Consider the following 21544-nt stretch of genomic DNA (forward strand, 5'->3'; position numbering starts at 1 on the left):
AGGATTACCTATGAAGTGGAGCAGATGTTAATATTGGTTATCTTTAAATTTATTCGTATTATCCAATGCTTAATTACGTTGCATCTCCAAATGAATTGGAAAACAAAGTTATTCTAGTCACAGGGGCCGGAGGCGGCATAGGCAAAGCCGCTGCGCTGTCTTTTGCGGCACATGGCGCGACTGTTATCTTATTAGGTCGCACGGTCAAGAAACTTGAAAATGTGTATGACCAGATAGTGACTAGCGGTGGCCCAGAGCCCGCAATAGTGCCCCTTGATTTAAAAGGTGCAACTGCCCAACACTACCGAGACATGGCCGCAACTATCATTAATCAATTCGGTAAATTAGATGGTTTATTGCACAACGCAAGCGTGCTGGGTCATCTTGAGCCGCTCAAGCAAATAACCGAAGAGTTGTTTGACGAGGTGATGCAGGTCAATCTAAAAAGTGAGTTCTTGATGACCCAAGCTTTACTCGATCCCTTGGCGTTGGCTCCTTGTGCGTCCGTGCTATTTACCTCATCTTCAGTGGGAAATAAAGGCCGCGCATATTGGGGCACCTATGCCATATCAAAGTTTGCCACTGAAGGAATGATGCAAGTGCTCGCCGATGAATACAGTAATACCAGTTTACGCTTCAACGCTATTAATCCTGGAGCCACTCGCACATCGATGCGTGCCAAAGCTTTTCCAGCGGAAAACCCCGACGATTTAAAAGCACCGCAAGATATCATGCCGTTATATTTATATTTGATGTCTGATGAGAGCAAAAGCGAAAATGGTAAAACCTTCGTTGCCCAGCCTAAATAAACGCAAATGTTGGCGTTAACATCAATCCGTCTATTCTTGATTGAGTATTGAGACGGATTGATGTCAATCAGCTAGTATAAATTTAGCAGGGATAGCTGACATAGTCTTATCACTTTGGAGCCATGAATCTAACTCTGCTCAAGCCTCATTGCCCATATCAACCACTATACGCCCAGTGATTTCACCTTTTAGCATATCGGCAAAAATCTCGTTGATTTGCTCTAAGGGCTTCACCTCGATAATCGCTTTCACTTTACCATCAGCAGCGAATTGCAAGCACTCTTTGAGGTCTTTGCGAGTGCCGACGATAGAACCAATAACTTTGACAGCATTTAATACCGTATCAAATATTGGAATAGGCATCTCCTCTGGCGGTAACCCTACTAGAACAATGGATCCGCCACGACGCACTGAACGGTAGGACTCTGCAAAAGCCACTTTAGACACCGCGGTGCAGACTACTCCGTGTGCGCCGCCCACCAGTTGCTGGATTTTTTCTGAAGGTTTGTCATGTTTAAAGTCAATGAAATGAGTCGCACCTAACTTTTTAGCCAATGCCATTTTTTCGGCACCTGTATCCACTGCAATAACCTTCATACCCATAGCTAATGCATACTGAATAGCTAAATGGCCTAAGCCCCCAGCGCCAACAATGGCCATCCATTGCCCTGGTTTCACTTCCGAAACTTTTAATGCCTTATAGGTGGTAACTCCCGCACAAAACAGAGGCGCGGCATCAACAAAGCTAAGATTATCTGGAATTTTGACCACATAGTCTCCATTGGCCAGACAATATTCAGCGTAAGACCCATCTACTGAATAGCCTGCATTTTGCTGTTCTAGGCATAGCGTTTCTTGACCCTCTAAACAATAGTCGCATTGCCCGCAGGCAGAAAACAACCAAGGAATACCAACACGGTCACCGACTTTTAAATGATGTATTTCAGAGCCTAATTTAACAATTTCACCCACACCTTCATGTCCAGGGACCAAAGGTAACTTAGGTTTTACCGGCCAATCGCCATGACAGGCATGAAGATCCGTATGACAAATACCACAGGCATGAATCTTTACCAAAACATCTTTTGCGCCAACATCAGGAATGGCAATATCTTTGATTTCTAACCGTTCTTTGAATGTGCTAACTACAGCGGCTTTCATACAGGCGTTCCTTAATTCGTAAGTCAATTTTTATTGATCTATAGCGTGCAATAAGCGAAGAGACGAGTTCACTAGCAGCAAGATTTAATTCAGCGCTCATATTAACCGCTTTGGTTTTGGCCAACCTGATCAGGATCAATGTTTTACCAATTTGCCGGCGATTCGGAATTGTTGTTGAGGGCTGCATATACTGTCTTTGACAAGATGGATAACTGCAGCATCGTTTTAGCCGAGCAAAAAATCTCTGTTGTAACCTATCAGCCTCATTTTTATTTTACTCTCTTAAATACTTCACAACGTTACACAGGCTTGGATCAAGTTTATCTTGCTCCACATCAAAACCTAGCTGGTGACAAAATGCCAACATCGCTTTATTTTCCGCCAAGACCATACCTTCCATACTGACTAGACCTTCAGTTCTGGCACTATCTATGAGCGCTTTCATTAAGCGCATCGCGATCCCTTTTCGGTGCCATTCATCCGCTACCACCACGGCAAATTCACAACTGGTCTTGTCAATATTGGTAACATACCTGGCGACCCCAATTTCCCTCTCCTCACTGTCGGTTCCGACAACTGCAATGAGAGCCATTTCAAGGTCATAGTCAATTTGAGTAAATCGCACTAACATACTTTGCGGCAACTCTTTTATGTTTTGCATAAAGCGGAAGTATTTCGCTTCTGCAGAAAGGCCATTGACAAAGTTTCGTTCAATTGTAGCGTCTTCAGGACGTATGGGACGGATCTGCAGTACATCACCAGATTTTAGTACTTCGGTGGTAACCAGCTCCACAGGGTACGGATGGATTGCCATATGTGTATAGCGTCCAATTTGCGCGTTATGGGCCACCACTATTCTAGCATCCAAGGCGATGGCATTTTCTTCATCTACCACTAATGGATTGATATCTAGCTCTTTTATCCATGGAAGCTCACAGGCCATTTCCGACAGCCGCAGCAAAACATGTTCAATAGCCGATATATTGCAAGCTGGAAGCTGACGGAATTTTCCCAGCATTTTAGAAATGCGCGTATGGATCATTAGTTCTTGTGCCAAGGTTTTATTTAAAGGCGGGATGGCGATTTCTCTATCTCCCATAATTTCAACCGCAGTTCCACCTGCACCAAAGGTAATAACCGGACCAAATACCTTGTCATTGGCTATGCCTACTAACAGTTCCCGACTATTCTTTTTGGTGTACATTGACTCAACGGTAACACCGCTAATCTCGCTATCGGGATAATGCTTTGAGACCGCAACGAAAATGTCTTGATAAGCAGCCTTGACAGCTTCGGCATTAGATATACCTAATCGCACGCCACCGACATCAGATTTATGGGTGATCTCTTTGCTATAGACCTTCATTACCACGGGATAACCAATAGACTCAGCTAACATAACCGCTTCCGTTGCATCCCGAGCTAATCCTGCTCGGGTGGTGGGAATATGGTAGGCATTAAGAATGGCCATGGACTCTAACTCTGTTAAAACGGTACGACCTTCAGACAGGGCATTTTCAATCACCATTTTAGAGCCTTCAATATTCACTTTGACTTCTTTTTGTAAGGGCTCAGGGGCTTGCAACAATAGTTTTTGGTTGCGGGTGAAATTAACCAGATAAGAAAAGGCCTCCATGGCAGCCTCGGGCGTGTCATAACTTGGTATATGATTCTTTTCAAGCAAAGCTCTGGATTGTTGAACCTGTGCTCCGCCCATAAAACAGCAGATGATCATTTTGGCACTTTCTTTGGCGGCCTCAATAATTAGCTTTGCTACCTCCAAAGGTTGTGTCATCGCTTGCGGCGATAAAATAATCACAATGCCATCAATGTCTTTGTCTGCTAAACAAATGGATAGGGCCTGCTTATAGCGTTGTGGAGGCGCATCACCAATAATGTCTATGGGGTTATCTTGTGACCAGTTACTGGGTAAAACCTCGTTTAGCTGCTGCTTGCTGTGTTTGCTCAATGGCAAAAGATTCAAGTCTAAATCACTGGCTCGATCTGCTGCAATAGCACCTGGCCCTCCCCCATTAGTCACGATAACCAGGTTTTCACCCTGTAAGCGCTTATTGGTAGAGAGTACCGTTGCCGCAACAAAGAGATCGTAAACACGATACCCTCTGACCACTCCAGCTTGTCTTAGCACCGCATTAAATACATCATCTTCGCCAGAGATAACCCCAGTATGGGTTTGCGCCGCGGTGCTTCCTTGACTATGACGGCCGACTTTCATGACTAATACAGGTTTCACCCTTGATGCACGTTTTAATTCACTGATAAACGAGCGAGCATGATTGATGCCCTCAATATATAATAGGATACTTTTGGTTTGAGGATCAAAGGTAAGGTAATCTAACAGCTCACCAAAGTGCACATCCGCCGCTCCGCCTATGGATACCACAGCGGAAAAACCAATATTTCGGCTTTTGGCCCAATCCAATATCGAGGTGCACAATGCGCCCGACTGTGAAATCAAGGCAATACTACCAGTATCAACCTTGCCACTGTGAAAGGTTGCATTGAGTCCAGAGTTCGGCCTTATTAAGCCTAAACAATTGGGCCCAATAAAACGAATATTGTAACGTCTGGCGACGTGTGAGACAGATTCTTGGAGTCGCTTACCAGAATCATTCCCTTCGCCAAATCCAGCAGTCAAAATGATCACAGCTTTGACACCACACTTGCCGCACTCGTCCATCAGTTTTGTCACAACCGCGGCCGGAGCTGCTATGATTGCCAGTTCCACTGGCTGCTTAACATCCATGATGGAATGAAAGCAAGGCTGCTCGAACAAGACATCATGATTAGGATTGATCAAATAAATTGGCCCAGCAAAGGCATTGGAGGTTAAATTTTGATGCACAGTGCGGCCGATAGATGATGCCCGTTCGCTGGCGCCTAATAGCGCAATTGAATTGGGTGAGAAAAATGAGTGTAAATAATGTTTCATGGTTAATCTCTCATGACCAAGGTGCAATCATTTGCTAGTATAATAATTCCACAATAAAGTTAAGGTTAATCTATGTCTCAAACGGCTTTTATATCTCATCCAAGCTGCTTACTTCACGATATGGGACATGACCATCCTGAAAGTCCTGATCGCATACATGCTATACAAGACGCAATGATCCAATCGGGTTTGGCTAATTTTGTACAAAAATTACCCTCACATAAAGTATCAATAGATCTTTTAAAGCAAACACATACACCACGTCATGTAGAGCGCATTCAACAACATGCTCCCATCAAAGGACAATATTTAAACATTGACGAGGATACCAGGATGAACCATGGATCTTTCGATGCGGCTCTTTACGCTGCTGGCTCAGGTATGGTCGCTTTAGATGGCATATTTGACCATAAGTTTAGCAATGCATTTTGTGCCATAAGGCCACCCGGCCACCACGCAGAGAAAGACAAATCCATGGGATTTTGCCTATTCAATAATATCGCTGTCGCCGCCACCTACGCGCAACAGCAATACAAGCTAACACGCATAGCGATAGTGGACTTTGATGTACATCATGGAAACGGCACAGAGGATATTGTCAAAAATGATCCTGCAATTCTTTTTCTCTCCTCTTATCAATATCCCTTTTACCCTTATGCGATCCCTGAAAAAGCCTCAGCAAATTGCCTGCATTACCCCTTACCAGCAGGGACAGATTCTGACACATTCAGGCAATGTTACTCTCAGCGCGTGCTACCAGAATTAAGGGCGTTTAACCCACAGCTAATTTTAATATCAGCAGGTTTTGATGGTCATCGCTCAGACCCCTTGGCTGATTGGAATTTAGTCGATAACGACTATAGCTGGCTAACCAAACAACTTATTGAAATAGCCGATAACTGCTGTGAAGGGCGAATAGTGTCCTTTCTTGAGGGAGGATATAGCCTTACGGCGTTGAGTTCTGGTGCAACAGCTCATATAAGAGCCTTGATGAGGATATGAAGGCAGAAATGATATTGTGGGTTAGCGATGGGTTAAATCGATTGTCATTTTGACCAAGTGCTATACCCTAGTGAAAACTCCTCGTTTTGTCATTTATCATCGATAGCTGGCTTAGCGCTCAATTATTGAGACAGCCAAATGACAATGTTACGTTTATGCTACCAAACCCTAGAGTTTGGTAAAATAGATATCCACATGTGCACGCTACGGGATAATCAAGAATTTCATGACCCCATAGGCATTGCTGAAAAGCTCGGCATATCATCAGCCTCTTGGCCGATATTTGGGATAATTTGGCCATCAAGTTTAGTGCTAGCTCATTTTATCCTTGATTACCAGACTGATTCTAAAAGGATTTTGGAAGTTGGTTGCGGCATGGCCCTGACCAGCTTACTGCTCAATAAACAATTAACTGACATCACAGCTACTGATTATCATCCTGAAGTTCAAACCTTCTTACAACGAAATACACTATTAAATGGCGACAAAACTATTGCCTTCGAGCAAGTAGACTGGGCGGCTAAAAGTGACAATCTGGGTTTATTTGATCTAATTATTGGCAGCGACTTATTGTATGAAGATGAGCATATCGATTTGCTAGCGAGTTTCATTGCTGCACATGCCAATCCAACCTGCGAGGTCATTATTGTCGACCCTGGACGAGGCCGTAAGAACAAATTAACGACAAAAATGATCGATTATGGATTTACCTCTACCCAACAAAATCCGGTTCATACCGAATACCTGCCGCAAGAATTCAAAGGACAAATTCTCAAGTTTTGTCGCAGAGTAGAGTGTCTTCCGTTAACCCTACAAAAGTAATACTCAACTGCGGAACATTGCATCTATAAATTTAACGCTACTAACTTTAGTAGGATCAACGTTGATAAAAATAGGCTGTGGAACAATCATAACCAAAAACGTTGTGTAACTTTATTGTGTAGAGCGGGATCTTGTGGCCAGCGGATAACTATCCCGCCGGCGCAATATAAGTTATACCTTTAGTCTGGCGAGCACCAGCCCATATATTTTTCCCAATAGCTGCAATAACCACCGGGAACTGTATTGAGTACAACCGTATCTAGCGCGAGTGAATCAAAACTTGTATTAATGACCGCTTCTTGAGTACTCTTGGCATTTGCCGCAAGACTAAAAGCAGTAAATCCAACAACTAAAGCTAACGTTACTTTATTTTTCAATTTCATAACAACTTATCTCCGTTTGACTTCCCCTAGAAATTCAACTGCATTTGCCTGTAAGGGTCCACAGGTAAAGTAGAATATTTGTGCTCTGATAGGAACCTGCCCTGTCGGCAGTATTTTACAAATCTAAATACTGAGCATTTTATCTTTTTAGCATGTTTAACAACCAACTGTACAGGTAAATTTATTATCCTGAGTAATTATTTAACCAGCAGCATTATCTTGTTGCTGATGAATAGCTTGTTTTAATCTATTAATACAACTGCGTGCGAGTATCTAAACTGAAAACCGAGAATATTTCCACCCCGTGCGGGGCGGAAATAATAGGAAAAATTGTGAAATGCACGATGACCTTAGGCCAAGCCTTCATCATGTGTGATGTTTGATAGTAATTTAGGTAATAAGGTTAGACAATAAAACTCACTTCGCCAGACATGAGATCATGCATCCCGCCGACAATTTTAATTTCATTTTTTTCAGCCATTTCTTTTAATATGGGGCTACGCTGGATGATCCCTTGCATACCTCTTTTAACATTAACTAAGGTGACCTTTTCAACAAATTCATCGTTGCCAGACTTGCGGTTTTCCAATACGGTATTTTCATCATCAATTGCGGGACGAATTTTGGCTAACAATGAAGTCAAATTACCCATTTCCACATGATCACAAGCGCCCATTATTGCGCCACATTTACTGTGTCCTAACACCACGATAATCTTAGCCCCTGCTACCTTGCAGGCAAACTCCATACTGCCCAAGATATCCTCGTTAAGGATATTACCTGCGATCCTCACACTAAAAATATCGCCTAAGCCTTGGTCAAATATAATCTCTGCTGAGGTTCTGGAATCTATACAACTTAGCACGATAGCAAATGGGTGCTGGCCATCAGATGTTTCATTCGCTTGCTGTAGCAGATTACGGTTAGCCTTTAGGTTATTTATAAAACGTAAATTCCCTTCTTTTAATAGCGTAAATGCTTGTTCTGGAGTGATTGCATCTTGGTCTTGTTTGGTTAATGTTTTCATTTTACCCTGCTATATTTGACTAAATTGGTGACTTGTATCGTACAAAAGGTTTAATAAACCTGATGCTGTATTCTGCAGTCAGGCAGAACTAGTTCTTAACTGCGCCAGTATTGGATCATAATATTATCAATAACAGCCCGCCAATAGTCATGATTGAATAATACTTTGTACCCGTTGGGAAGTTAGATAATAACCAGAAATACAATAAAGATAAAAACAGCGTAATCAAGGCAATAAATAGCAGGCCTAAAAAGGATGCAGATCCGGCAAGTAAACTTATCAATATGATCGGTACTGAATACAGTAACGCAGGCGGCACTGGTTTTTCCACTGCGTCATGTAACTTAAGTGCGGCGAGTAACAAAAGTAGCTTCACGATTAAAAACAAGATGATAATTCCTTTTCAGAGTAACCTTTTGGCTGATACAAGTGAATAACCCGAATATTATCAAGACTTCATTTGCGAGTGTTTCGGGCCATAAAAAAGCGGCTCACTTTACAATGAGCCGCTTCGATTTGACATAACTACCATTTAGAACCATCTCATTGATGGGCTCTATAATAATGCGCTCAGACAATAGTTAATCGCCAATTTTGGCCCAAGTGTCGCGCAATCCAACCGTACGATTAAATACTAAATGGTCAGGCTGACTATCTTTGTCTTTGCAGAAATAGCCTGTGCGTTCAAACTGCACGGCTTGTCCAACCTCTGCATGTTGTAAATTAGGCTCAACCACGCCATTCTTAACCACCAGTGATTGGGGATTGATCGTGGCCAGAAAATCTTCCTGTGCAGCAGGATTAGGAACCGTAAACAATCTATCATACAGACGAATTTCTGCAGGAATACCATGCTCGGCACTCACCCAGTGGATCACACCTTTGACTTTACGACCATCAGCAGGGTCTTTACCCAAGGTATCAGCATCGTAAGTACAATAAATGGTTTTCACTTCGCCCTGCTCGTCTTTTTCAACCCGTTCAGCTTTAATCACGTAAGCATTACGCAGACGAACTTCTTTACCCAACACTAAGCGTTTAAACTTCTTATTAGCTTCTTCACGAAAATCTTCAGCTTCAATCAACACTTGTTTGCCAAAAGGTAAGATACGGCTACCTTTAGTTTCATCATTAGGATGATTTGCAGCTTGTAACTGTTCCGTTTGCCCTTCAGGGTAATTTTCGATCACAATCTTGACTGGATCTAATACTGCCATGGCTCGATTGGCACTTTCATTTAGATCTTCACGAATACAGGCTTCCAACATGCTCATTTCAACCATGTTGTCCATTTTGGTCACGCCAATACGCTTGCAAAACTCAACAACAGAAGCTGGAGTATAACCTCTACGGCGCAAGCCAGCGATGGTGGGCATACGCGGATCATCCCAACCAGAAACTTGTTTTTCATCAACTAACTGAATTAGCTTACGCTTACTCAATACTGTGTATTCAAGGTTTAAACGAGAAAATTCGTATTGGCGCGGTTTGGCTTCAATAGTAATATTTTCAATTACCCAATCGTATAAGCGACGGTTATCCTGGAATTCCAAGGTACACAAAGAGTGGGTTATCCCCTCAATAGCATCAGAAATACAATGGGTAAAATCATACATTGGGTAAACGCACCATTTGTCACCTGTTTGGTGATGGTGGGCAAATCGAATACGATAAATAACCGGATCACGCATACACATGAAAGCAGATGCCATATCGATTTTGGCACGCAATACACAATGCCCTTCAGTGTATTCACCAGCCGTCATCTTGGCAAACTCAGTTAAATTAGTCTCTACCGAGGTGTCGCGATATGGGCTGTGTTTACCTGGTTGGGTTAAGGTACCACGCATTTCGCGCATGTCATCTTGATTAGAAAAGTCCACATATGCTAGACCTTTTTGAATTAATTCAACGGCATATCCATGCAACTGATCAAAATAATTTGACGAGTAACGTTCCGCACCATTCCATTCAAAACCAAGCCAATGCACATCATTTTTAATTGAGTTAACGAAATCTATGTCTTCTTTTTCGGGGTTGGTATCATCAAATCGAAGATTGCAGGTACCCTGATAATCTTCAGCAATACCAAAATTCAAACAAATAGATTTTGCATGACCAATATGAAGGTAACCATTTGGCTCTGGCGGAAAGCGTGTACAAATAGATTGATGCAACCCAGATTGCAAATCTTTGTCGACAATTTGACGTATAAAGTTGGTCGGACGGCTGTCTGTCTCGGCCATTAAATATTCCCCTGTAACTGTATCAATAAAAAAGGGCTTATTAGAGTATTTTGCGCCAACGGCATAATACCTTAAGCTAAATTAATTAAAGGCTAATTATCCACTGAAAGTGGCGATAAAAAAACATAAAAAAACTATTTCAGTGCTGTTATCGTCTAAAAGCGTGCATTTGTGGTGAAATTAATAAAGATTTCAGTTTTAAGCTGGTGTATAACCTCTATATAAAGCCAAGAATTTGCAACCCTAAGCAAGTCTTCGAATTGAGTTAATAAAGTAATAATTATGAAAGCAAAAGCGACATCCTTTGATATTGCTCATTTAGCGGGCGTTTCCCAATCTACTGTTTCAAGAGCGTTACGAGACAGCCCGTTGGTAAATCAAGAAACCAAAGATAAAGTTAAGGCTATTGCGCGCGAGCTAAATTACAAGGTGGATAAAAATGCCAGTAACTTACGCCAACAGCAAAGCCGCACCATAGCTTTATTATTGTTTGAAGATCCCACCACGGATGACTCTTTAATCAATCCATTTTTTCTGAATATGCTCGGCAGTATTACCAAAGCCAGTGCACTAGCCGGATACGATTTATTGATATCCTTTCAAAACATGAGTGATGATTGGCATGCCGAATTTGAAGACACCAATAAAGCCGACGGGATCATTTTGCTCGGTTACGGTGACTTCGTCGATTACAGTGATAAGTTATCTCAACTAGAAGAGCAACAAACTCACTTCGTGAGATGGGGCGCACAAGATAAAGATCACCCCGGTGTTTCTATCGGCTGTGACAACTATCAAGGTGGATTTGATATCACCCAACACCTGATTGATGCTGGTCGTAAACATTTTGCATTTATTGGGGGTGCTGATAGCCATGCTCCTGAATTTCAAGCACGCTATTTGGGCCATTGCGATGCCCTTAAACAGGCAGGATTAGCGGTTATTAAAGATAATCAAATTGAAGCCTTCTCGACCGAAAATTCTGGCTACGAAGCCGCTCAGACACTGATCAGCAAAGGACATAAAGTGGATGCCATTTTTTGTGCCAGTGATTTGATTGCGATTGGGGTCATTCAAGCCTATCAAGATCAACAACTAAATGTCCCAAATGACGTTGCAGTAGTTGGTTATGACAACATTCCTGTTTCCCGCTTTACCAACCCAGGCCTGACCACAGTGGCGCAAAATACCGCTTTGGCTGGCGAATTACTGGTCAACAGTCTTTTGAAATTGATTAGTGGTGCTGTGGTTGAACCTCAGTTGATGCAGGTTGAAGTAGTAGTAAGACAGTCTTGCGGTAGTCGATAGTTAAACTTGGTATTATCTGTTTAATCATAGCTTTGTTGGCAAGCCGAGATAGATTTATCTCGGCTTGCCCAATTTAATATTTCGAATCTCAGGCTTTAACCTCAACTACCTGCTCATGTTCTTGAACGAAGAATACTGCCAGACCGCCCAAAATCATCGACACACCAGCCAGAATTAATATGTAGATGGCATGATTATCAAACACTGAACTCAATATCCACCCTGATAAAATCCCGGAGACTATTTGTGGGGCAGCAATGGTAAAGTTGAATATACCCATATACACACCGGTTTTATCCGCTGGCAAAGACCCCGCCAGCATCGCATAGGGCATCGCCAATATCGCCGCCCAGGCAATGCCTACCCCAATCATAGGAAGCAGCAAATTCACCGCACCTGCAGGTACTGTTACCTGGGTGATATACATATTGACAACGGTTGCTTCGGGATTCTGGAAAACCAGAAAACTGATGTAACTTATCCCACCCAATAAAAGTGATACCGAGTACACCAACTTGCGGCCAAACTTATCTGCCATTTTCGCCAGCACGATTGAAAACAGTGCAGCAAACAATGAATATGCCGCAAACAGAATCCCAACCCAATCCCCTGCTGCACCTTTGGCAATTAATATATGCGCCGGGATCTCTGCTAACGAGCTCAAATACGTTGGGTCAAACCATTTAGGTTCAACACCCCAAATATGCTGAGTAATGGCAGGGGTGGTATACACCCACATAATAAATAATGAGAACCACGAGAAAAACTGCACCACCGCCAATTGTTTCATTGTTTTAGGCATAGAGGCGACCAGCGAGAAGAAATTACCTAAACGGGTGAGTACAGGCAATTTGATTTGCTGTTCTTTTTGCACTTTTTCGTAATCGAGGCCTTTGTACGCATAATACTCTTTAGGTGCATATTCTTTAGTGCGAAAGACCGTCCAAAGTACCGAACCGAGTAACACTGTCGCCCCTAAATAGAACGCCCACGTCACTGACGGTGCCACTTCCCCTGCCTTGGCAGTATTTTCTAGTCCCACAACATTAGTCAGTACGAAAGGCAATATGGAGCCAACCACCGCACCGATATTTATCAGCAAAGACTGGACCGAATAACCTATGTTGCGTTGCTTCGGCGGCACCATATCAGATACCAAGGCTCTAAAAGGCTGAAAGCAGACGTTAAACGATGCGTCCATTAACGCCAACATCATGGCACCAAATAACATAGGCACCATAAAGGCGACAAATAACGGCGCATTGGGCATTAAGAACATCCCTAATGCTGCCGCCAAAGCTCCCGCTAGAATGAAAGGCTTGCGTCGTCCTACTCTATTCCACGTGCGATCCGATGCTGAACCAACCAGCGGCTGAACCAATAGGCCCATGATGGGGGCGACCAACCAAAAAAGTGAAAGTGAGTGCAAGTCCGCGCCCAAATCAGACAGTATTCTGCTGATATTGGCATTTTGCAGAGCAAAGCCAAATTGCACGCCAAGAAAGCCAAAACTGACATTCCAAATTTGCCAAAAGCTTAATTGCGGTTGGGTCTTTTTCATTGTGTTTCTCTTATTTACTATTGTTAATCAAATGCATAATTTCACCCATCTCGGCATGGACTAGCGCTTACTGTAGTTCCAGAACCGATGCACTTTTTGCTGGAACATTTAGACTCTGCTTCAAAGGTAATTTGAGATCGGTCATAATATTTTTCGCCCACTGATGGTGTTGTAACATTTCAGTGAAACGCGCCAATTTTAGCTCAGTGACCTCGGGATTTTTATTTAAAATCACCATCACCTTGCTATCTTTGAAATGGCGAAAATAGACGTAGAGCCCATTCTGAGGGGCATAGTGAGTTAATTTTCCTTGGGTTACGGCCGGATTAGTCTTGCGCCAGTTTAGCAGTTTTTTGAGGTATGTTTGGGCACGCTGCTGTTTAGTGGTTAAACCTACTCCACTAAACGCATTAGCTTCATCCTGTGGCCAACCTCCGGGAAAATCGCTACGAATTACACCATGATCTTCACTGCCCGAATGGCTCATCAATATTTCTGTGCCGTAAAATATTTGCGGAATGCCCCGGGTGGTTAACAGGTAACTGATTGCCATGTAATACAATTGCTCATCTTCATCTAACTGCGTGAAAATACGGCTCATATCATGATTATCGGCAAACACCAGCAGATTATAAGGGTCACCATATAAATAGTCGTTGGTCAGACTTTCGTATAGCTCAATTAGCCCGGAGCCCCATTTTTCCTCATGGGTTAAACCATTTATTAATTTTTGCTGCGTGGGGAAATCCATCACGCTGGGCAACCAAGATTGATAGTCACTATGGCGTTTTGAACCATGCTGCCAAAAAGCCACTATGGCAGGATTCACCGACCACTCTTCCCCAACTATATTTAAATTGGGATACTCTTGCATAATCCGCTGTGTCCATTGACTCAAAAATGCCATATCCGAATAGGAATAAGTGTCAACCCGCAGGCCAGACAATTGCGCATATTCAATCCACCAAATTGCATTTTGAATCAGATACTTTGCTACCAATGGGTTGCGTTGATTCAGATCTGGCATTGTAGGCACAAACCATCCGTCATTGAATCCTCGTTTGTCCGCTTCTGCTGCATGGGGATCGTGCAATACTTCGCGCATATGGGTGGTAGGGGTAAACTTGGCGTTGTTATTTATCCAGTCTTTGCTGGGTAAGTCTTTCATCCACCAATGCTCAGAGCCGATGTGATTGAGGATCACATCCTGGATCAGGCCGATTCCTCGACTTGCAGCTTGTTCAGATAAGCTAAGATATAATTGATTGCTGCCAAGACGTGGATCCACTTGATAATAATCAGTTGTGGAGTAGCCATGATAGGAATACCCATGCATGTCGTTTTGCATTATCGGCATAGTCCATATTTGGCTAAAGCCCATCTCTTCAATATAATCCAAATGATTGATGATGCCCTGAAGATCGCCACCATGCCTGCCACCTTTTTGTTCTCGATTAACGCCCTCTTTTAAACCCACAACAGTGTCGTTGTCGGGGTCACCATTGGAAAAACGATCTGGGGTAATTAAATAAATGACGTCTTTGGCTGAAAATCCCAATCTTTTGGCTGAATTTTGCTTGCGCGGCTTTAATTCATAGTCAAAGCGGGCCACTTCGGATTTTTGTTGGTTAAACACAATATCAAAATTACCCGCTTGCACGGATTTGGAAAGCTGCAGGTTAATGAACAGATAATTGGCATTATCGGTTTTTTCCATTGAGGTGATCTGCACACCCGGGTAACTGATTTGCGGGGTAGTTTCAGCAATGTTGTCACCATGAACCATCAACTGTAATGAAGAATCGCTCATACCGGTCCACCAAAACGCTGGCTCTAAATGTTGAATAGTTATCGCTTGGCTGACCTGACAGTAACTTAATACTAACAGGGCGAGCAGGCATTTAATCGGCTTCAAGTGACATACACTCGCAAAATTTTTGAGACACCAAGGCATCAAATTAGGTTTCCCAATTGGTTTGTTAATTAACGGTTAACAGACTAAAAAGACGATACTACCTTTGCATCTACTGCTTCACAAACCTATGCATACGTATTCACTATGATGGCATCAGGCCGCAGAGCAATAAATGGTTAAAATGGGCAGTTACATCGCTATTCAAGACGACAGGCTAATGATAGGATTTGTTAATATTTTGTATGACAACAAGTGAAAACCCCCACACTGTGGAAAAATCAATTGTAATATTAGGTGGTGGCACTGCTGGTTGGATGGCGGCCAATTTACTGCAACATCATTTGGCTCAACATGGTTTTAAAATTAGCCTAGTTGAATCCCCTGATATCGGAATCATCGGTGTGGGGGAAGGCTCAACGCCACAGATGAAACAGTTTTTTAATACTCTGGGGATAAGTGAACAAGAATGGATGTCTAAATGCCATGCAACCTTTAAAAATGGCATAAAATTTCAAGGTTGGTCCAGTAACATAGGCTTTCAGGACTATTTTCATCCCTTTGCGTCTTTTCCCGATAAACAAACTGCGGGCGGCTTTTTGGTTAATTGTTTACTGCGTCGCCAAGGTCACGATGTCGATGCTCATCCTGATCAATATTTCCTGTCTGCATATTTAGCTAAAAACGGGCTGAGCCCCAAAACCCAAGCCAATTTTCCTGTCGCAATCAATTATGCCTACCACTTTGACTCTGCAAAGTTAGGCAATTATTTACAGTATTTGGCGACCGATAAGGGTGTAAAGCACATCCAGAGTAAAATTCAACAGGTACAGACCCATCCATCAGGCGATATTAAGTGTCTAGTTGGTGATAAAGGCGAAGAAATCTGCGCCGACTGGTTTATTGATTGCTCTGGGTTTAGCAGCGTATTGCTGCAAAAAACATTAGGGGTAGAGTTTGTTAGTTTCGCTGATAATCTATTTAATGATAGTGCAGTGGCTATACCATCAACTAAAACAACCCCCTTGCCTGTGCAAACCGTTGCCCAAGCATTAAGCAGCGGTTGGAGTTGGGAAATCCCGCTAACCAACCGCATTGGCAATGGTTATGTATATAGTTCTAGATATATAAACGCCGAGGAAGCAGAAACAGAACTGCGCCAAAAACTCAATATATTAGATGCTGATGTGCCCGTCAGGCACCTCAACATGCGTATAGGTAGAGTAGCGAAACATTGGTACAAAAACTGTCTTGCCGTTGGCTTATCCCAAGGTTTTATTGAGCCCTTGGAAGCGACCGCGCTGCATTTGGTACAAGAAACCATTGAAAGTTTCATCAGCGCCTTCCAATCTGGTGGATTTACCGAAAAGCATCAAAATGAATTTAACCAACGCATAAACCATAGGTTTGACGGCATTCGCGACTATATTGTCTGTCACTACAAAATGAACACCCGCACAGACACGGCTTATTGGTTAGATAACGCAGCCAATCAGCATATATCTGCGTCACTAAGCCATATTATTGAATGTTGGCAGAGGGGTGCAGATCTCACCGCCGAGATTGAACGACAAAACATCGCCCATTATTACCCTGCCGTGTCATGGCATTGTTTATTAGCCGGTTACGGCCAATTCCCGGTCTTGGGTGCTAAACAACCAGCCAGCCATCAAGTTAATCAGCAGGAAATATCCCACTTTATTCAGCAATGTGCCAAAGGATTTATCCCTCATCAACAAGCCTTAAAGTTAGAGTAGCGGTCTGAAAAAACACATTATCCTAGCCCCAGGCAAGGCCATTCCTTGTCACATAAGTTACCACTTATGGTGCCGTTCACCTTACTCGAATATTTTTTGGCCCAGCTATTACGCCCATCCTGTGTGGATTGACTTTTCAGATACCTGAAGCAAAAAAACCGCTCATTATGAGCGGTTTTAAATTAATAAGGTTTGGCCTTAGTTGCCAGCAGTCAAATTTAATTCACTGCACTTATGGTGACTTTAGCTTTACTTGGATCAGGCCCTGTTATGGCGAAACGATAGGTACCTGTAGCAGGAATATCCAACAGCAAGTTTGACCCACCTTGAGCCAGTTGAACTTCGGTGTCCAATGGGACGTTTGTTGCATCCTCACTGCCGCCTAAATTCACCGTCGACCAATCAGCTGAAGCGACTTTGAACTCATAGCTTCCCGCATCGATTGCGATATCAACAGAATAGCCACCATTGCCATCGTAAACAACGGCATCAACTTCGCCCCAACCATTTATTCCGCCACGGATAAAGACCGTAGTGTCGCCAAAGAAATTGGCAGGGAATACTGTCAGAGTAGGTTCATCAAGGTTACTTGCATTGAACACAAAGCTGTATTGTCCATCTGTGGCAAAGGTAATTTCTAAGTTAGCATTGCTGCCGAGTAACTTTTCAGTACCAACAGTTACCAACGCTTCCGCTTCTCCACTGCCATAATCGACTGTACTCCAATCGCCTGAGGCTACTTTAAATTCATAGCTTCCTGCTGTGATATCAATAGTAGCAGTATAGATACCGCCAACTTGATAAGTCATTGCATCTACTTCACCCCAACCATTCATTCCACCACGAACAAACACAGTAGTACCAAAGAAAGGCTCTTCGTTATCTACTAACAAGATTGGTGCTTCACTATCAGACGCATCAATAACAAATTTCAAGGTTGCATCTGCTGCGAGTGTCAATTTCAGATTTGAACCACCACGACTTAAGCTCTTCTCAGTTCCTAGCTCAATATCCTGTGCTGCTGAACCAAAGTCTACTGTCGACCAATTGGACGAAGCCACTTTGAATTCATAATCGCCCGCTGGCACTTCAATAACAGCTTGGTAAACGCCATCACCTTGATAGGTCATTTCGTTACTTTCACCCCAACCGTTAAAAGCGCCGCGTACAAATACCGCAGTACTGCCGTAAGGAACAACATCAGGCGCACCAGAGGTGGCAAGTGCTGATAAACCTTGGCCTTGTACGCCCATTTGTGGCTTAACAAATACCGCAGTGGTTAACGCTGGCACCGTAAACGTACCCTCGCCTTCACCAGCGGTAAAGCTCGCGCCTCTTACTGCAGGATCAAGTGATGCCATCTGCACGCTATGCAATTCAAAGCCCGCTGCAGTAGGTACAGTATGGGATTGATCTTCATATCCGGTGTTAACCACCACTACAATGGCATCTACCATAGGATCAAGATCAGTGCGCATGGCATCAGGATCAGCCGACACACCATCATCAATGCTCATCACAATCAATCCTGAGGTTTGGCGACGACCAATATTGTGAAAACCGACTCTATCAATAATTTGCTCGGCGTTGGTTAATCTAAACAATTTACTAGCAGAGCGAATGCTGAGCATTTCATTGAAAACGCTAGACGCGAACTCAATTTCGTTCATGCTTGCAGCGCGTTCTGGTGCAGCAAAAAATGCCTGCATCAACTGCCAGTTTTCTTCGTTGTCTTGTCTTAATGGTAACCCGATATTCCAATTGTTGGTTTGCATGCTGAAATCAACATAGTTGAACCAATCACCGGCGTCATAAGTATTACGGTCCATAGATTTTGAACGTAAGAACTCACCACCCATTTGCAAGAATGGAATACCTTGCGACATCAGCGGAAGAGTGGCAGCAACATTTTGCGCCCGTACCCGCTCTGCCAACGTTAGGGTTTCAGGGAGGTTATATTGAAATTGGTCCCACAAGGATTCATCATCATGCTTAGACACATAGTTGATGATATCAGCAGGGTCTGTTGCATAACCACCGATGCTGCTTGTGGTAGATGCGACACCATTGAAATCCTGCAAAATGTAGTTGCTCAGCGTACCAGCCAAACTCATTTTAACTTTATCTTGATCCCCTGAGGCTGCGTTACTAACTTCGCCGCTGAATATATTACCTTGGCGAACCGCTTCACGAATACGGTCGTTATAGGTCCCAATTTCGGTACCCGCCATATTAGGCTGATTAGCTTGCTCATAACCACGGTCTGCGCGGGTCCAGCCTTCACCATAAAAGTAGGTATCCGGGTCAATCGCTTTAATCGCGTCAAACAATCTGACCATAGTACTTTTGGTGGCTTGACTCATAATATCGAAGCGGAATGAATCGAACTTATATTCACTGGCCCATAGTGTCAGTGAGTCTTTCATCAACTTTTCCATCATCACATTGCGCGGCTCAGTGTCGTCACAGCAGGTTTCACGCACGATAGCGCCTGTATCAACGGTGTAGCGGTGATAGTAGCCAGGAACAACTTTATCCAGCACTGACTTACCACTAAGCTCAGAGGCATTAGTATGGTTATAAACAACGTCCAAGGCCACTCGCAAACCCAATCCATGCAAGGCCATATTCATCGCTCGCATTTCTTTGATCCGCGCCACACCTTCAGGATCGGAAGCATAGCTACCTTCTGGAGCATTAAAATGATAAGGGTCGTAACCCCAATTAAATTGGTCAATGCTGCGCATATCTTGGGTCAATGCTTGTGCTTTAATCCCCTCACCCACGCCATAACTTTCAAACAAAGTCAGTAGGGTCATTTCAGTGTCAACCGACGCATCTTTACACACCTCAGCTTGACGATTAAGCACACAAAGCTGACCGACAGTGCTGTTTAGGTCTACGGTTTTAGCTGTATCCTCTTCAATTGACGCAATATCATTGGCAGGCAACATATGAAAATGGGTCACACCGGTTTCTGCCAATTTACGTAAATGCTCAACCGGTAGCGAACCATCTTCAGTAAATGCCATATACTTACCACGATTAGCAGCAGAGGTACTTTCATCTCTTACACTGAAATCACGAATATGGCCTTCATAGATCACCGCGTCTTCGAAGTTCTCAATGGTTGGAATGTCATGTGAATCCCAGCCTTGGGGTTTTAAATCCTCATCAGCTAAATTTACAAACTGTGAAAAACGGCTATTAGTCGACAAGCTCACCGAATAAGGGTCAGTCACGTCCAATACCTGAATACCCTTCACTTTAGGATGATAGACCGTCACTTCGAAACGATACAACTGACGATCAAGCTCTTGACCCCCCGTATAAGTCCAAACACCTGTAGCGGGGTCTTCACTCATTGCCAAGGTCGAGGCTAAGGTTTTATTGTCATTGTACAATTTAAGCTGTACTTTTTGCGCCGTAGGCGCCCACACAGCGGCCGTAATACTATCGTCTTGGTATATTGGTCCAAGCATTGCTTCGTCGGCATCCGCATCTCCAAGGGTATAAACCTGATCAATACCATTGGCCAACTGTATACCTGTTGCGGCAATGAGTTTGTCCTCAGCATTGTAGGCAGCCAATACACTTTGAGTTTTAAATACCGCTTTAGCTTCATCTACGGTCCAAGCACCTTGGAAAGCTGCAAAGTTAGCAAGATGGGGGGCAATTGCGGCTTGCTCATCACTGAGGCTTATCGCTTCAAGTTCGACAACTGTGCCATTTAAGCCAGATTCAATTGAGGCCTTCAGGTCAGCATCCGCTGAGTAATGCAATTTAACTGTGCTTACCACATCAGTATCGATATCCCACACTAAGGTGTTCGCATCTAACCAATGGGCAGCTTGACCTTCAATTTTTACCGCTTGCTCACCAAGGGATACAACTGGAAACTCAAATACAGACGCCACACCAGAGAAGGTGAAGTTCATCCGTGCAAAGTCAGGATCATCTTGCGAAAGTGGCATTTTAAAGTCACCACCGCCGAGCTCTTTACCGTCGTCGTCAGTGCCCTTGTGAATAATGAAATTACCACAAGCGCCAGCTCCACCGGCATAGCCTGGCTTCAGATTCAGGATCCAATATGCACCGTAAATTGGATCAACACCTGAGTGCACCCGACCGTTTGACCAATCAGTGTCGGCATCGGCGTAAGCACTACAAGCATCATTGTTCCATGTGTGTAAACGATAGCCTTCATAGGATGGATCGTTGGAAGAGTTGTCGGCTCCAACCGTATTGCGGTTGTAATACAATACCGCTTGATCGGCCGTCGGTGTAAAGGTAGGTGCTGGAGCACTTGGATCCGCTCCCACTACACACTCGTCGTTACTTTCATTGGGTACTGTTGGCGCATCACACTGGATTGGCGGAGGCGGTACACATTGAGTACCCGTTGAGTCTGGTACGTTTGGTACACTACAAGTGAGCAGCTTATTAGTGCCAGAATCTACGCTGGAACCGCCACAGCCGCCCAATATTAATGCCGTTAGCATCAGCAATAAACTGCTCAATGCTCTAAATTTTGTAAACATAGGTATTTGCTCCAATGTTATTGTTTCTTTTGAGTGACTTTTCGTATGGATCAATTGATTCA

14 protein-coding genes are annotated in these 21544 nt (G+C 43.5%); 5 read left to right on the forward strand and 9 right to left on the reverse strand.

Annotated features, from left to right (window positions below):
- Positions 1 to 65: 65 nt before the first annotated feature.
- The gene (locus QR722_RS10925) at positions 66 to 809 is read left to right on the forward strand and encodes a YciK family oxidoreductase (protein ID WP_286282879.1); all 744 of its coding nucleotides are present in this window, start codon (positions 66 to 68) and stop codon (positions 807 to 809) included.
- Between the two features lie 138 nt (positions 810 to 947).
- Here the strand turns inward: QR722_RS10925 and adhP are convergent, their stop codons facing one another.
- Both adhP and QR722_RS10935 read right to left on the reverse strand, forming a co-directional pair.
- On the reverse strand, positions 948 to 1970 hold the full coding sequence (gene adhP / locus QR722_RS10930) for an alcohol dehydrogenase AdhP (RefSeq protein ID WP_286282880.1): 1023 nt from the start codon (positions 1968 to 1970) through the stop codon (positions 948 to 950).
- Positions 1971 to 2244: 274 nt separating this feature from the next.
- Positions 2245 to 4923, reverse strand: a complete 2679-nt coding sequence (locus QR722_RS10935) for a bifunctional acetate--CoA ligase family protein/GNAT family N-acetyltransferase (RefSeq protein WP_286282881.1) — start codon at positions 4921 to 4923, stop codon at positions 2245 to 2247.
- Between the two features lie 72 nt (positions 4924 to 4995).
- Between QR722_RS10935 and QR722_RS10940 the strand changes: the two genes are divergently transcribed.
- Both QR722_RS10940 and QR722_RS10945 read left to right on the forward strand, forming a co-directional pair.
- Positions 4996 to 5925: a histone deacetylase family protein gene (locus QR722_RS10940; protein ID WP_286282882.1), complete on the forward strand. Its 930-nt coding sequence runs from the start codon at positions 4996 to 4998 to the stop codon at positions 5923 to 5925.
- A gap of 138 nt (positions 5926 to 6063) precedes the next feature.
- Entirely contained in the window at positions 6064 to 6747 is a 684-nt protein-coding gene (locus QR722_RS10945; protein ID WP_286282883.1) for a class I SAM-dependent methyltransferase, read from the forward strand.
- Between the two features lie 179 nt (positions 6748 to 6926).
- Here the strand turns inward: QR722_RS10945 and QR722_RS10950 are convergent, their stop codons facing one another.
- The 4 genes from QR722_RS10950 to glnS all read right to left on the reverse strand — a co-directional run bounded on the left by QR722_RS10950 (position 6927) and on the right by glnS (position 10403).
- On the reverse strand, positions 6927 to 7130 hold the full coding sequence (locus tag QR722_RS10950) for a hypothetical protein (RefSeq protein WP_286282884.1): 204 nt from the start codon (positions 7128 to 7130) through the stop codon (positions 6927 to 6929).
- A 403-nt stretch (positions 7131 to 7533) separates the two neighbouring features.
- Positions 7534 to 8157, reverse strand: a complete 624-nt coding sequence (locus tag QR722_RS10955) for a carbonic anhydrase family protein (RefSeq protein WP_286282885.1) — start codon at positions 8155 to 8157, stop codon at positions 7534 to 7536.
- A 115-nt stretch (positions 8158 to 8272) separates the two neighbouring features.
- Positions 8273 to 8545, reverse strand: a complete 273-nt coding sequence (locus QR722_RS10960) for a hypothetical protein (protein ID WP_286282887.1) — start codon at positions 8543 to 8545, stop codon at positions 8273 to 8275.
- 193 nt (positions 8546 to 8738) lie between these two features.
- Complete coding sequence (gene glnS / locus QR722_RS10965) at positions 8739 to 10403, reverse strand: glutamine--tRNA ligase (protein WP_286282888.1); 1665 nt, start codon at positions 10401 to 10403, stop codon at positions 8739 to 8741.
- A 282-nt stretch (positions 10404 to 10685) separates the two neighbouring features.
- Between glnS and QR722_RS10970 the strand changes: the two genes are divergently transcribed.
- Entirely contained in the window at positions 10686 to 11711 is a 1026-nt protein-coding gene (locus tag QR722_RS10970; protein WP_286282889.1) for a LacI family DNA-binding transcriptional regulator, read from the forward strand.
- 88 nt (positions 11712 to 11799) lie between these two features.
- On the opposite strand, the gene QR722_RS10975 is transcribed toward QR722_RS10970, so the two are convergent.
- Together QR722_RS10975 and QR722_RS10980 are read right to left on the reverse strand one after the other, a co-directional pair.
- A complete protein-coding gene (locus QR722_RS10975; RefSeq protein WP_286282890.1) occupies positions 11800 to 13272 on the reverse strand; it encodes an MFS transporter in 1473 nt (490 codons plus the stop codon).
- Between the two features lie 67 nt (positions 13273 to 13339).
- The gene (locus QR722_RS10980; protein WP_286282891.1) at positions 13340 to 15187 is read right to left on the reverse strand and encodes a glycoside hydrolase family 13 protein; all 1848 of its coding nucleotides are present in this window, start codon (positions 15185 to 15187) and stop codon (positions 13340 to 13342) included.
- Positions 15188 to 15429: 242 nt separating this feature from the next.
- Between QR722_RS10980 and QR722_RS10985 the strand changes: the two genes are divergently transcribed.
- Positions 15430 to 16941 carry a tryptophan halogenase family protein gene (locus QR722_RS10985; protein ID WP_286282892.1) on the forward strand — a complete coding sequence of 504 codons (1512 nt, stop codon included), beginning with the start codon at positions 15430 to 15432 and terminating at the stop codon, positions 16939 to 16941.
- A gap of 218 nt (positions 16942 to 17159) precedes the next feature.
- Here the strand turns inward: QR722_RS10985 and QR722_RS10990 are convergent, their stop codons facing one another.
- The gene (locus QR722_RS10990; RefSeq protein ID WP_286282893.1) at positions 17160 to 21482 is read right to left on the reverse strand and encodes an alpha-1,6-glucosidase domain-containing protein; all 4323 of its coding nucleotides are present in this window, start codon (positions 21480 to 21482) and stop codon (positions 17160 to 17162) included.
- Between the last annotated feature and the right edge of the window lie 62 nt (positions 21483 to 21544).

The sequence above is a fragment of the Aliiglaciecola sp. LCG003 genome, from assembly GCF_030316135.1.
GTDB lineage: Bacteria > Pseudomonadota > Gammaproteobacteria > Enterobacterales > Alteromonadaceae > Aliiglaciecola.